At 62.8% G+C, this 13,749-nt stretch carries 12 protein-coding genes; 5 read left to right on the top strand and 7 right to left on the bottom strand.

Going from position 1 to position 13,749, the window contains the following annotated elements; genetic code table 11:
- Nucleotides 1-48 precede the first annotated feature (48 nt).
- A complete protein-coding gene (locus QM596_RS17055; protein ID WP_007734275.1) occupies nucleotides 49-873 on the bottom strand; it encodes a crotonase/enoyl-CoA hydratase family protein in 825 nt (274 codons plus the stop codon).
- Nucleotides 874-952: 79 nt separating this feature from the next.
- Here QM596_RS17055 and QM596_RS17050 point away from each other — a divergent pair, with 79 nt between their 5' ends.
- Both QM596_RS17050 and QM596_RS17045 read left to right on the top strand, forming a co-directional pair.
- A complete protein-coding gene (locus QM596_RS17050) occupies nucleotides 953-2,626 on the top strand; it encodes an acyl-CoA synthetase (RefSeq protein ID WP_029537562.1) in 1,674 nt (557 codons plus the stop codon).
- Nucleotides 2,626-3,741, top strand: coding sequence for an NAD(P)H-dependent flavin oxidoreductase (locus QM596_RS17045; protein ID WP_003945863.1), 1,116 nt, complete (start codon nucleotides 2,626-2,628; stop codon nucleotides 3,739-3,741). Before QM596_RS17050 ends, QM596_RS17045 begins: the two co-directional genes overlap by 1 nt.
- Before the next feature lie 55 nt (nucleotides 3,742-3,796).
- On the opposite strand, the gene QM596_RS17040 is transcribed toward QM596_RS17045, so the two are convergent.
- The 6 genes from QM596_RS17040 to QM596_RS17015 all read right to left on the bottom strand — a co-directional run bounded on the left by QM596_RS17040 (nucleotide 3,797) and on the right by QM596_RS17015 (nucleotide 10,339).
- Nucleotides 3,797-3,952 (bottom strand): hypothetical protein, encoded by a 156-nt coding sequence (locus QM596_RS17040; protein ID WP_019746984.1) that lies wholly within the window; start codon nucleotides 3,950-3,952, stop codon nucleotides 3,797-3,799.
- Nucleotides 3,953-4,019: 67 nt separating this feature from the next.
- A complete protein-coding gene (locus QM596_RS17035; RefSeq protein WP_024487763.1) occupies nucleotides 4,020-4,757 on the bottom strand; it encodes a FadR/GntR family transcriptional regulator in 738 nt (245 codons plus the stop codon).
- Nucleotides 4,758-4,817: 60 nt separating this feature from the next.
- Nucleotides 4,818-5,636: an ABC transporter ATP-binding protein gene (locus QM596_RS17030; protein ID WP_283309522.1), complete on the bottom strand. Its 819-nt coding sequence runs from the start codon at nucleotides 5,634-5,636 to the stop codon at nucleotides 4,818-4,820.
- Nucleotides 5,633-7,711 carry a dipeptide/oligopeptide/nickel ABC transporter permease/ATP-binding protein gene (locus QM596_RS17025; RefSeq protein ID WP_283309652.1) on the bottom strand — a complete coding sequence of 693 codons (2,079 nt, stop codon included), beginning with the start codon at nucleotides 7,709-7,711 and terminating at the stop codon, nucleotides 5,633-5,635. The genes QM596_RS17030 and QM596_RS17025 overlap by 4 nt, the downstream gene beginning before the upstream one ends.
- Nucleotides 7,711-8,670, bottom strand: coding sequence for an ABC transporter permease (locus QM596_RS17020; protein WP_020906304.1), 960 nt, complete (start codon nucleotides 8,668-8,670; stop codon nucleotides 7,711-7,713). The genes QM596_RS17025 and QM596_RS17020 overlap by 1 nt, the downstream gene beginning before the upstream one ends.
- A gap of 43 nt (nucleotides 8,671-8,713) precedes the next feature.
- Nucleotides 8,714-10,339: an ABC transporter substrate-binding protein gene (locus tag QM596_RS17015; RefSeq protein ID WP_283309520.1), complete on the bottom strand. Its 1,626-nt coding sequence runs from the start codon at nucleotides 10,337-10,339 to the stop codon at nucleotides 8,714-8,716.
- A 274-nt stretch (nucleotides 10,340-10,613) separates the two neighbouring features.
- Here QM596_RS17015 and QM596_RS17010 point away from each other — a divergent pair, with 274 nt between their 5' ends.
- Genes QM596_RS17010 through QM596_RS17000 form a run of 3 tightly spaced genes read left to right on the top strand, consistent with a single transcriptional unit; the run spans nucleotide 10,614 to nucleotide 13,719 of the window.
- Complete coding sequence (locus QM596_RS17010) at nucleotides 10,614-11,672, top strand: Gfo/Idh/MocA family protein (protein ID WP_283309518.1); 1,059 nt, start codon at nucleotides 10,614-10,616, stop codon at nucleotides 11,670-11,672.
- Nucleotides 11,669-12,664: a Gfo/Idh/MocA family protein gene (locus tag QM596_RS17005; RefSeq protein ID WP_283309516.1), complete on the top strand. Its 996-nt coding sequence runs from the start codon at nucleotides 11,669-11,671 to the stop codon at nucleotides 12,662-12,664. Before QM596_RS17010 ends, QM596_RS17005 begins: the two co-directional genes overlap by 4 nt.
- Nucleotides 12,661-13,719 (top strand): Gfo/Idh/MocA family protein, encoded by a 1,059-nt coding sequence (locus tag QM596_RS17000; RefSeq protein ID WP_153212628.1) that lies wholly within the window; start codon nucleotides 12,661-12,663, stop codon nucleotides 13,717-13,719. Before QM596_RS17005 ends, QM596_RS17000 begins: the two co-directional genes overlap by 4 nt.
- Nucleotides 13,720-13,749 lie beyond the last annotated feature (30 nt).

The raw sequence follows: 13,749 nt of genomic DNA, 5'->3' as shown, positions 1-13,749 counted from the left end.
ACGGGAAGGGGGGTGGCTCAGGCAGGGGTGGGGACAGGCAACCCTGACTCAGACACCCTTGAACTGGGGCGCCCGCTTCTCACCGAAGGCTCGCGGGCCCTCCTTGGCGTCCGCGCTCATGAACACCTTCATGCCCAGCTGCGCGTCGATCTGGAAGGCCTCTTCCTCGTGCATGCCCTCGGTGTCGCGGATGGTCTTGAGAATCGCCTGCACAGCGAGGGGGCCGTTTGCACTGATCAGGTCCGCGAGCTCCAGCGCCTTGTCGAGGGCCTGACCGTCCGGGACGACGTGGCCGATGAGCCCGATCTCCTTGGCCTCCGGAGCCTTGATGTGACGACCGGTGAGCAGGATGTCGGCTGCGATCGTGTACGGAATCTGTCGAACGAGACGCACCGCGGAACCGCCGAGCGGGAAGAGCCCCCACTTGGCTTCGGAGACGCCGAACTTGGCGCTCTCGCCCGCGACGCGGATGTCGGTGCCCTGCAGGATTTCGGTTCCGCCGGCGATGGCTGCACCCTCGACCGCAGCGATCAGCGGCTTGGTCAACCGGCGACCCTTGAGTAGACCTTCGATCTTGGACATGTCGACGCCGCCGCCCGCGAAGGAATCTCCCGGAGGCTTGGCGGACATGTTCTTGAGGTCGGCGCCGGCGCAGAAGTCGCCGCCAGCTCCGGTGAGGATCGCGACGCGGATTTCGGGGTCGTTGTCGACCTGATCCCAGGCGTCGACCATGATCGCCATCATTTCGCCGGTGATGGCGTTCTTACGCTCGGGGCGATTCATGGTCACGATGAGAACGTGGCCACGCTTCTCCACGAGGCAATGCGGCGCGGTTTCCGAAATGTCTGATTTTTCGGTCGTCGAAGTGGACACTGATGGCTCCTGGCGGGTCTGTGAGCTGGCTCTCAAATTGGGTCTTGCCAGAAACGGTAACACGTTCTACTTTGAACTCGTGGCCCTTAACATCGCAGACTTCGTAGAGCACGCAATCGACCTCGTTCCGGACCGCGTTGCGCTGGTCTCGGACAACCGCGAGATGACTTATGCGCAGTTGGAGGACCGAGCAAACCGCCTCGGTCACTACCTGCGTGAACATGGCGTTCAGCCGGGTGACAAGGTCGGCATCTACTGCCGGAACGTCATCGAGGCGATCGAGGCCATGGTCGCCGTTTTCAAAATCCGGGCCGTGATGGTCAACATCAACTACCGGTACGTCGAGAACGAGTTGCAGTACATCTTCGACAACTCCGACATGGTTGCGCTCATTCACGAGCGCCGCTACTCGGACAAGGTCGCGAACGTCCTGCCGAACACTCCCAAGGTCAAGTCCGTCATCGTGGTCGAGGACGGCACCGATCTGGACTTCAGTGCTTTCGGCATCGGCTACGAGGACGCACTCGCGCAGAGTTCGGGTGAGCGTGATTTCGAAGAGCGCAGCAACGACGACATCTTCATGCTCTATACCGGCGGCACCACCGGAAGTCCCAAGGGCGTCATGTGGCGCCACGAGGACTGGTGGCGTGTTCTCGGCGGCGGCATCAACTTCGTCACCGGAGTTCCGGTCGAGGACGAGTACGAGATGGCGAAGGTCGGCGCAGCCAACCCGAGCATGATCCGCTACCCGATTCCCCCGATGATTCACGGTGGTTCGCAGTCTGCGGTGTTCCACAGCCTCTTCGGCGGCGGAACCTGTTTGATGCACCCGGAATTCGACGCCCACGAGGTGTGGCAGAACATCGACAAGCACAAGGTCAACCTGATCTTCATCACGGGTGACGCGATGGGCCGTCCGATGCTCGACGCACTGATCGCCGGCAATCCGAAGACGGGTGAGCCGTACGATCTTTCGACGCTCTACGTGATGGCCAGCAGTGCTGCGCTCTTCTCGCCGAGCATCCAGGAGCAGTTCCTCGAACTGTTGCCCAACCGCCTGTTGACCGACTCCATCGGAGCATCCGAGACCGGCTTCGGCGGACTGGCCGTGCTGAGCAAGGGTCAGAAGCACACTGGCGGTCCGACGGTCAAGATCGACGCCTCCACAACGGTTCTCGACGACGACGGCAACGAGGTCGAACCCGGATCGGGCAAGCGCGGCATGCTCGCGCGCAAGGGCAACATCCCGCTCGGCTACTACAAGGACGAGGTCAAGACGGCCGAAACCTTCCGCACCATCAATGGCGTTCGCTACTCGATCCCCGGCGACTATGCGCAGGTCGAAGCCGACGGCACGGTCACGATGCTCGGCCGCGGTTCGGTGTCCATCAACAGCGGCGGCGAGAAGGTTTACCCGGAAGAGGTCGAGGGCGCGTTGAAGGCGCACCCGGACATCTTCGACGTGCTGGTGGTCGGTATCCCCGACGAGCGCTTCGGTCAGCGGGTTGCCGCAGTGGTTCAGGTACGTGAAGGCACGTCGCCGACGTTGCACGACATCGCCACCGCAGCGCGCAAAGAGATTGCCGGATACAAGGTTCCGCGCAGTGTGTGGTTCGTCGACCAGATCAAGCGCAATCCGGCCGGCAAGCCCGACTACCGCTGGGCGAAGGCCGAAACGGAATCGCGCGAGGCTGACGATCACAACGGAAACGGCGCTCCTGTGGCGTCCGCAAACGAAAGCGTGGAAGCCTGATGCGTTCGGATCTCGCCGACAAGTTCGGCATCGAATACCCGATCTTCGGATTCACTCCTTCCGAGCACGTCGCGGCCGCGATCAGCCGCGCGGGCGGTCTGGGCGTGCTCGGTTGTGTCCGGTTCAACGATCCGGAAGAGCTCGAAGCCGCACTGACGTGGATGGACGAGAACACAGACGGTAAGCCGTACGGCGTCGACATCGTCATGCCGGCAAAGGTGCCGACCGAGGGCGGCGCCGTCGATCTCGACAAGCTGATTCCGGAGGAACACCGCGCCTTCGTCAACCGCACGCTCGACGAGCTCGGTGTGCCGCCGCTTTCCGACGACGTCGAGCATGCGACCGGCGTACTGGGATGGCTTCACTCGGTAGCGCGGTCTCACGTCGATGTTGCTCTGGGACACCGGATCGCGTTGATTGCGAATGCACTGGGATCGCCGCCGAAGGACGTTATCGATCAGGCACACGAGAAAGGCGTTCCGGTAGCAGCACTGGCCGGCGCCGTCGAGCATGCACGTCGTCACGTCGAGAACGGTGTCGACATCGTGATCGCGCAGGGCTACGAGGCCGGCGGTCACACCGGCGAAATTGCGTCGATGGTTCTCGTTCCGGAAATCGTTGATGCACTGGGCGATTCGGCGGCCGTACTGGCTGCCGGCGGTATCGGCAGCGGCCGTCAGGTGGCTGCTGCACTTGCACTCGGTGCGTCCGGAGTGTGGATGGGCTCGTACTGGCTCACCACGTCCGAATACAAACTCGGCAGTGCGTCGGGCGAAGGCCCGTCCGCTATTCAGCGTGCACTGTTGGGCGCGACGTCGGCCGACACCGTACGTTCGCGCATCTACTCGGGTAAGCCCGCTCGGTTGCTCAAGACCAAGTGGACGGAAGCCTGGTCGAACCCGGGAGCACCGGCGCCCTTGCCGATGCCGCTGCAGAACCTACTGGTCAGCGACGCTCATCAGAGAATCGCTGCATCGGAGAACCCGGAAGTTGTGGCAATGCCCGTCGGTCAGATCGTGGGACGGATGAACGAGATCCGACCGGTCGCCGAGGTCATGGCAGAGCTGGTGTCGGGGTTCGAGGACGCGCGAACCCGACTGGATTCGATGAAGTAGTAGATGACACGTACGTATGCCCTCGGCCGAGTTTCGGCCGAGGGCATACGTCGTTTCAGCCGGCGAGGTCGTCCGGTCCGACGCTGTCCGACAACCATTCTCCGCGGCTGAGGGCGCCGTCGTCACGGCGACGTGCGATCACGAAAATGACCAGGGCGGCAGCGAGGACAACTGCGAGAACGCGCGAAGGCGTCAGGTTCGGGTTCTTCATACCCGTAATTTTGCCGGAAGAACGGGCGCGATGGTGAGACAGCGGAGCAAAATCACGCGTTTCGAAACTACTGCGCTTCGGAAGCATGAAGGCCGGCGATCCGCTCGCGCAGGCCACCGAAGTGCACATCGAGAGTGTGCGCCGCCTCGACGGCATCACCCGTACGGATCGCGTCGAGAATCGCACGATGCTTCGACGCGATGTCGATCAGTGGTGTATCCGAATGCCCGATAGCCTGCTGGATCTCGCTGTACACCTGCCAGAAGACGTCCATCAACTGAGCGAGGACCTGGTTGTCGAGCGGGGAGTACAGGCGGGAATGGAAGGTCGCGTCGATGTCGGAGAAGTTCTTCCCGGCGGCGGCACGGACCTCCATGCCGGTGACGAGTTCGTCGAGGTCGGCGTGGTCGGCCGACGTCATCTCGGCCATCGCCGCACCGATCAGTCCGGTCTCGAGTGCCTGACGAATGTCGACCAGTTCCATCGCCTCGTGCCCGGTGCCCTGCAACGACAACCGGCCACGGAAGGTCAGGCCGTCGGCGAGAGCGTCGAAGTTGCTCGGGGCGACGAACATTCCGAAACCGTGACGGATCTCGACGACGCCCAAGGCCTGCAGAACCTTGAGTGCCTCGCGGAGGGTGTTCCGGCCGATACCCAATTCCTCGGACAGTTCGGCCTCGGTGGGCATCGGGTCGCCGGGGGAGAGTCTGCGTTCGAGGATCAAGTTCATGATGTCCGTCTGAAGTGCGCGCATGCGGTTTTGCGCGCTGAAACGAGCGCCCTGTGTGCCACTCCGGACAGACATCGATTCCCCTTTTCTGATACGAACGTCCTTCATCCTATGTCCGGTCATCCGCTCCATTGGTCAACCCACGTCAACGGTGCGTTGCAGGAGACTGGGCGCCGCGCCCAGCAGTTTGGCCGTGTACGCATCCGACGGGTTGTCGAATACTTCCTGGGCCGTCCCCTGCTCGACGATCCGCCCGGCGTTCATGACGACGATCGTGTCGGAGACGTACCGCACCGTCTGGATGTCGTGCGAGATGAACACCATGCCGAGCCCCAACCGAGCCTTGATGTCGCTGAGCAGGTTCAGGATCTGCGCTCGCACCGAGACATCGAGAGCCGACGTCGGTTCGTCGGCCACGATGACGTCAGGCTCGAGCGCGAGCGCACGCGCGATCGCGACACGTTGACGCTGACCGCCGGAGATCTGGCTCGGGATGACTTCGAGCGCAGATTGGGGGAGTCCGACCAAACCGACCAGCTCGCGAACTCGGGCGGTTCGGCTCGCGCGGTTGCCGATGCCGTGGACGTCGAGCGGATCGGTGAGGATGTCGGCCACCGTCATTCGCGGATTGAGCGCGGTAGCCGGGTCCTGGAAGACGATCGAGATCGCCCGCCCGAACTCCTTGCGCACGCCCGCCGACCGGGTCAGAGCGCTTCGGCCGCGAAATACCACGTCGCCCGACGTCGGTTTCTGCAATCCGACCATGACTTTGGCCAGAGTGGACTTGCCGCAACCCGACTCGCCCACGATGCCGATCGTCGCCCCTCGTCGTACGACGATACTGACATCGTTGACCGCGTGAACCGTGCCGGGTTTGAACAGTGATCCCGAACGGGTCTTGTGGACGACGTGAATGTTCTTCAGTTCCAGGATGGGTGCTTCAGCTGTAGTCATCGCACGCTCTCCAATTCCGATTCTGCGTGTGCGGGAGTCGCGGACTGGTTCGCGAAGAAATGCTCGGTCTCGCCGATCCGAACCATCTCGGGCTTTCGGTTTGGATCGGAATCCGGACGCAGGGAACGTTCGGCAAAACGGTCACCGGTGGCGAAGCTGCCGGGCGACGGTACGGTTCCCTGGATCTGGTGGAGCCGCGGAGCCTCGTCCTCGATGGAGAGAACGGCGCCGAGGAGGCCCTGAGTGTATTCGTGACGCGGATCGACGAGTAGATCGCTGGTGGGCGCAGACTCGACGACCTGACCGGCGTACATCACCGTGATCTTGTGAGCGAGTGAAGCAACGAGTGCAAGATCGTGGCTCACGAAAACCATGGCAAAGCCGAGCTTTTCCCGAAGATCGTTGAGCAAGTCCACGACCTGCGCCTGGACGGTGACGTCGAGAGCGGTGGTGGGCTCGTCCGCGACGATCAACCGCGGACTGCGGGTGAGCGACATGGCGATCAGAACGCGCTGACGCTGACCACCGGAAAGCTCGTGTGGGTAGCTGGAGAGAGTGCGCACCGGATCGAGTCCGACGAGTTCGAGCAGTTCCTCGGCTGTGCGGGTACCGCCGCGCTTGGTGAGCTGCTTGAACTGCGCGCGGATCAGCATCGCCGGGTTCAAAGAACTCAGCGCATCCTGGTAGATCATCGCCATGTCGTGTCCGCGCAGCTTGTTTCGCTCCCGGTTGTTCAGTTCGAGGACATTGACGCCGTCGAACAGGATCTCGCCGGTCACCACTGCTGTCTTGGGCAGTAGACCCATGATCGCCAGCGAAGTGAGCGACTTTCCGCAACCGGACTCGCCGACCAGTGCCATCGTCTCGTTCGGGCGGACGGTGAAGCTCACGTTGTCGACGATCGCCGTGTCTCCGTAGCGTTCGGGGAACCGGATCGTGAGATTGCGGACCTCGAGGAGGGGCGCTGCATCGCCCTCGTACACAAGACGATCGGACCGAGACCGCTCGGTTTCCGCCAGGATCTTCAGGTGAGTTTCGAGAGGAGTCGGCTCGGCCGCCGGCTTCAGGACATCTTTCACGACGCTCGGGTCGGCGAAGTCGTCGATCAACTCCGGAGTGTTGGCGACCGATGCGGCTTCGTCCTCCAGAATGAGCTCGTTGGAGGTCTCCTCCGCTGCGGCAGTCTGCGCTGCTTCCAGTGCGGAGGGCGTCTTCTTGGTTTTCTTCAGACTCGGATCGGCCATCGCGTCCGTCAGGCCCTCGGCGAGCACGTTGAGGGAGAGCACCGTCAGAAGAATCAGCAGACCGGGGAACACCGTTGCCCACCAACCACCGAGAAGGACCATGTTCTTGCCGTCGGCGATCACCGATCCCCACGACGGATCCGGGGGACGGACACCTGCTCCGATGAACGACAGGCTGGCCTCCAGCACGATGGCGTCCGCGACCATGACAGTGCAGAAGACGAGAACCGGCGCAGCACAGTTGGCTACGACGTGCTTGACGACGATGTGTGAAGTTCTTGCGCCGATGACCTTTTCGGCCGCGACGTAGTCCTCACCGTACTGAGCGAGAACGTTCGCGCGAACGACGCGGGCCACCATCGGTGTGTAGAGGAACGCGATAGTGACGATCAGAACCGGAATCGAACCACCGAAGGCTGCGACGAGTACGGCAGCGAGCGCGATGCCCGGGAACGCCATGACCACGTCGAGCACTCGCATGATGGTCTCGTCGACGCCTTTTCGGCTCGTTGCGGCGACCGACCCGATGAGAGCACCGGCGCACAATGCGAGGAAGGTGGACCCGAGACCGATGGTCAACGACCAACGTCCGCCGTAGAGCAAGCGGCTGAACAGATCTCGGCCGAGACTGTCCTGACCGAACCAGTGATCGGCGCTGGGGCCCGCGGTACCCACCGCCTGTTCGAGCGGGGTGTACTGCGTGATCAGTGGCGCGAAGAGGCAGGCGAGCACGATGATCGCGAGAACCGCCATCGACAGCCAGGCCGAGAGAGGGAAGCGAGAAAAGGTGATGCCGGGTCGCGAAAGCTTCTCGGTGAGTTTTCTTCTCATCATGCTGCGCTCCGAAGTCGTGGATTGACGAGCAGGTAGAGGATGTCGACGGCGAGGTTGACGACGACGAAGCCGACCGCGATGACGATGACAACACCCTGAACTACTGCGGGGTCACCGTTGGTGACGCCGTTGATCATGAGCTGACCCATTCCGGGAAGACCGAAGATCTGCTCGATGACCACAGCGCCACCGAGGAGGTATCCGACCCGTAGACCCAGGACGGTGAGCGGGTTGATCAGTGCGTTACGCAAGACATTTCGCCCGATCACCACGTGATAGGGCAGGCCGCTGCCGATCGCGGTACGGACGTAGTCCTTGTCCAACTCCTCGACCATCGACGTGCGGATGATGCGCGTGAGTTGTGCCGCGACGGGCAGTGACAGGGACAGCGCCGGGAGCGCCATGTACCAGAGCCAGTCGGTGACGGAGTCGCTCGGATTGACGTAGCCACCGGTGGGGAACCATCCGAGTTGGACGGCCAGATACTGAATCATCAGCAGTGCCAACCAGAATGACGGTGCTGCCACACCACCGAGGGAGATCACTCGGATGACCTGATCCGGCCAACGATCGCGGAACAGTGCGCTGGTGACACCGAAGATCAGCGAGAGCACGATGGCGATCACCAGTCCGAGAACCGTGAGCTGAATGGTCAGTGGCAGAGCGGTGGAGATCGAGTCCAACACCGGGGTACCGGAAATCAGACTGTCACCCATATTGCCGCTGACCAGATCGGTCACGAAGTGAACGTATTGCAGCGGAAGCGGATCGAGCAGTCCGTTCTCTTCCTTGAACTGCTGCAACTGTTCCGCAGTCGGGTTGCCGCCGTTGAACGCCGCCGTTGCGGGATCGGTGGGCGCGAACTGCATCACGATGAAGACGAACGCGATGATGCCGAGGATCAGGGGGATCAGTATCAGTAATCGCCTGATCAGCATGGGGAGGACTCTTGCCATCGGGGAATCTCTCAGTTGTGGGAAACGGCCGAGCGGGCGGGTATCAGGCCGGCTTCGCCTGAAGCAGGTTGACGCCGGGGTACGGCAGCGGAGTGACGTCGGCGATCTTCTTCGGATCCCACGCAGTCAGGAGTTCCTGATGGAGAACCGGATAGTAGACAGCGTTTTCGGCGATCTGGTTCAGGTACGACTGCACAAGGGTGCTGCGCTTTGCCGGGTCTGTCTCGCGGGTGGCCTCGTCCATGGTGGCGTAGATCTTCTGTGCCTCGGGGGTGTCGTCCCACTTGGCGTAGGTCTTCGTCCACAGGCCGCCCTTGCTGTACGTGTAGCGCACGAGGAGGTCGACGTCGCTGCCGAACGCCTGTGGGTTGGACGTACCCGCAGCGATCTGGAACTTCTGGCCGCTGTTGAGCTTGCTCACCATGGCGCTGGTGTCCTGCGGTTCGAGCGTCGTGTTGAATCCGACTGCATCCCAAGACTCTTTGATGGTCGGCAAGCAGTCGGCCAACCAGCTGACGTTGGTGGAGAGCAGCGTCAGGTCGAGGCCACTTACACCGGCGGCAGCGAGAAGCGAGCGGGCCTTGTCCGGATCGTACGAGTAGACGGTGGACGCTCGCGCGTAGTCGGGGTTGCGCTCGTACAGGTAGCTCGTGGCCGGTGCTGCCTTGCCGCCGAGGGCGATCTCGATCATCTTCGGGGTGTTGATCGCATAGAACATCGCCTGGCGAACACGAACGTCGTCGAACGGTGCCTGAGTGGTGTCGAAGAGCAGGTACATGAGGTTCATGCCCGGGTTGCCCTCGACGGTGCGCCCACCGGAGGTGAGGGTAGGGACGTTGGCGACGGGGATGTTGTCGGCGAGTTGTGCACCGGCATTGTTGCCCGAGACGCGCGCGATGCGTGAGGAGGTGTCGACGATGGAGAGCCAGTTCATGGTCGCGAAGTTGGCCGGACGCGGCCCGTTGTACGCCTCGAACGCCTCGAAAGCTGTGTTGCTCTTGGGGGTGTGGCTCTTGAGCTTGTACGGACCGGAACCGACGACCAGCGTTCCGGACTTGGCCTCGTCCCAGTGGCCGTCGAAGACGTGCTTGGGCATGATCTTGGCGATCGAGAGACGCTGTGCGGCAGCGCTGAACGGGTAGTTGAAGTTCAGGGTCACCGTTTGGTCGTCGACCTTGGTGACGGACTGCAACCAGGAGGAGAAGAAGGAGCGGATCAGTACGTTCTGCTGTGGATCGAGGATGCGATCGAAGGTGAAGACGACGTCGTCCGAGGTGACCGGAGTGCCGTCGTGCCAGGTTGCGCCCTCGCGGATTTTCATGGTCCAGCTCGAGGCGGTGGCGTCGGTCGGGACGGCCTGTGCGAGCGCCGCATACGTCTCACCGGTGCCTGGATCGTTTTCGAGCAGTCCCTCGTAGACGTGGTTGACCGCTGCCATGAGGAAACCGGATGCAGTCTGCATCGGGTCGAAGCTCTGGTCGTTGCCGTATCCGATGGCGGTGGTCAGATCGCCGGTGCTCGGGGAACCGCCGACAACCGAGGTCGACGACGGGCCGCCGCCACAGGCCGCGAGAGTCGCGGTGATACCTGCTGCAGCTCCCAGTAGCCCGGTGTACCGGAACAGGTCTCGGCGTGTGAACGCGGAGCTCAGCGGTCGTTCGTTCTTCAAGGCGGCCTCCAAGGCGGGGAGCGGGACATCAAGGGAGTGGATAGGGGATGTCCTATGTTCGACGTCCGATGTTGCGTAACTTACATTGTGGATCAGAAAGCGTCTAGAGAATCTTCGGAACTGGCGGCGCTGAACTTGGACGTTTCGCCGGTTTTGAACCAAAAATAGTGCGCTCACCTGCATAGATGAAGACTGCGTTACCGACGTCGAATTGACGACCGATGACGCTGGCCGTATAACATAGGACATCCCTCATCCAATCTTTGGAGACTTCATGACCCGATACAAAGTCGGTGTGGTCGGTTGCGGATTCTTCGGTAGTTCCCTCGCTCGCGAGCTGGCTGCCCATCCACGTTTCGAACTGGCGATGCTGTGCGACCGTGACTTCGAGCGGGCCAAGGATGTCGCCGCAGAGTTCTCGGCAACCCCGACAGACGATCACGACGCGGTGGCCGCTGACCCGGAGTTGGCCCTCGTTGTCGTCGCGACGCCCAATCACGCGCACGCCGAACCTGCCATCGCGGCACTCGAACACGGCAAGGCAGTTTTTGTCGAGAAGCCACTTGCCGTCGAACTGGTCGATGCGCAGAACATGATCGCGAGCGCCGACGCGAGCGGTTCGCCGTTGATGGTCGGGCACATCATGCGGATGATGCCGGGTGTACGACGTCTGGCGGACCTGCTGACGTCGGGGGAGCTCGGCGAGGTCGCTGCGATCGAAACGTCTCGCTCGCGCTGGATCGACACCGACGGCGCAGATCCACAGTGGTGGAAGCTCGACAAGAGCCGAACGGGTGGAGAACTGACTCACGAGATTCACGAACTGGACCTGATGTGCTGGCTCGGCGGCGAGGTGACTGCCGTGTCGAGCATCGCCACCGCGGACGACGGCTTCCGCAACACAGTGGTGTCGTTCGCCGGCGGCGCGATCGGCAGACACACCATCTCGACGCGTTCACACACTTCTTCGTGGGAGCTGACGGTCGATGCCGCCGAAGGCTCGGTCCACGCGGACTTCCACACCGGCCGGGTCAGCCGACTGCGCGGGGGACGGGTCGAAGAGTCGTGGCCGATCTTCGACGTCGACGCCGAGAATCAATCGTTGATCGACTCTGCGAGCAGGACGCAGAAGTACAACTCGGGTAACGGAGGATCCCCGCTGTGGATGCAGGCTGCGATTCGCCACGAAATCGACGAGATGGCAGCAGTTCTCGACGGCAAGGCTGACTCCGGCTCACCGTTGACATACGCACGTGAACGCGCACTCGTCGTCGCCGAACAGGTGCGACTCGGTGGCGCGGAACCGGCAGCGCTGTCGGTAAGTGCGAAGTGACCGTGCGTGTAGCCGTCATCGGCAGCGGCGCAATCGCGCGGGACCACGTCAGCGCCTTGGCGCGCATCCCGTCGGTCGAAGTCGCCTACGTATTCGGCAGTGACTTGGACCGGGCCGCATCGGTTGCGGCATTGGCGCCGGGCGCGAAGGCCAGTACCGATCTGGCGAAGATTCTCGCAGACCCGAGCGTGCACGCGGTCAACGTCGTCGGGGCCACTCCGGACCACGCGCCCGTGACGATAGCCGCAGGCCGCGCGGGAAAGCATGTGCACGTGGAGAAGCCGGCCGCGCTGACAGTCGCGGACTTCGACGCGATGGTCGAGGCCACCGAAGGTGGCGGCGCCTCACTGATGGTCGGACAGACCGTACGATTCCAGCCGTCGATCTCCTCGATCGGAAACTCGGTTGCACAAGGCGTCATCGGCGACCCCCGGTTGATCCACCTCAGTTGGTACACCGGCCACGTCTGGCCAGGGGGCTGGCGAGGCTGGCAACACGACAAGGAACGCTCGGGTGGTCACCCCGTTCACAACGGAACCCACGCTCTCGATCTGGTGACGTGGCTGATCGGTCGTCGTCCGATCCGTGTGTTCGCTCGTAGTTTCCCCACCTTCGCGGCGGGGATGCCCGTGCACGACAGCTTCCATCTGACCGTTCGCTTCGAGGACGGATCGCTGGCGCTCATCGAATTGGCTTACGCTCTACCACAATCGGGAAAGATGGTACGCCGGATCGTGGTGTCGGGGACATCCGGCACGCTCGCGCACGACACCGGCGACGACCCGGGCCTGATGACGGATACGACAAACGCGCCGCCGTCGTCGATCGAAGATGCGATGGCGCATCAGATGCGCCACTGGATCGCCACTCTCGACGGTTCCGCGACCCCGATAGTCGAGAACTGGCAGGTACGTGCAGCTCTCGCGACTGCCATCGCTGCACAACAGTCACTCGACACCGGCCGCGCGATTTCGATCGGAGAACACCAATGACCGGCACCGGTTCGATCCGCGTCGGATTTGTCAGCGGCGTAAGGCATGCCGGCTCCTATGCGGACCTGTTGCGCTCCGATCCTCGAGTGAGCTTGGTCGGGGCCTCCGACGAATCCTCGGTCCCCGATTGGATTCGTGAGGACGGAATCGCGATGGCAAAGGCCGCAGACATCGAGTGGATCGACGAACTCGGCGAGATGCTCGACCCCGAACGGATAGACCTGGCGATCATCTGCAGTGAGCCGACCAGGCATGCACGGCTTGCGATTGCCGCACTGAACGCGGGACTCGACGTCCTGGTGGACAAGCCGGTGGGTATCGACGAGTCGGAGGCCGCGGCGGTCGAGGAAGCGGCACGGTCGAACGGGCGAATCTGTACGGTGGTGAACCGCACTCATTCACCTGCGCTCCGGCGACTGCGCCGCTGGATCGATGCCGGAAACCTCGGACTGCCGCGCCACGTGGACATCGAGTTCCTGGCAAGCGGAACACATTTCGCGACGTCCGTCGAGCGTCCCGAACTGGTGGTGGATCCCGCGTTGTCCGGCGGGGGAGAAGTAGTGAACTTCGCCGGTTACGCCGCCGACTACCTCAGATACCTCACCGGCCTGGACGTCACCGAGGTGTACGCCGAGACGAGCACACTCTACGGCGGGGCCCACCAGCAGTTCGGAGTCGAAGACACGGCGTTGATCTCGCTCGCCCTGGAAAACGGCGTCACCGCGACGGTGACCGTCGGAAGAATCCCCGCAGCACCGGGTTTCGGCGCGAATACCGCGACGGTTCGGGTCCTCGGCTCCCACGGATACGCGAGTTCCGACGACGACAAACCCGCGGTGACCCACTTCGCATCCTCGGGAGACGTGACCGCACTACCCATCGGCGGCTTCGGTTCGGACAACGCGGTGTCGAGCTTTCTCTCTCACGTGCTCGATCGACTTCCCACACGGACCGAACCCGACTACACCGTGGCAGACGCCCGCGCGTCGATGCGCGTGATCGATGCTGCCTATCTGTCCGCCTCGAGCGGTCAGCCGGTCTCCGTCTCTCCCTGACAGCCGCACCCACAACTCAATCCGACAACC

The sequence above is a fragment of the Rhodococcus sp. IEGM 1406 genome (assembly GCF_030056745.1).
Taxonomy (GTDB): Bacteria; Actinomycetota; Actinomycetes; order Mycobacteriales; family Mycobacteriaceae; genus Rhodococcus_F; species Rhodococcus_F erythropolis.
Note: the sequence above shows the minus strand (reverse complement) of the source record. Positions and strands in the feature narration are given on the sequence as shown.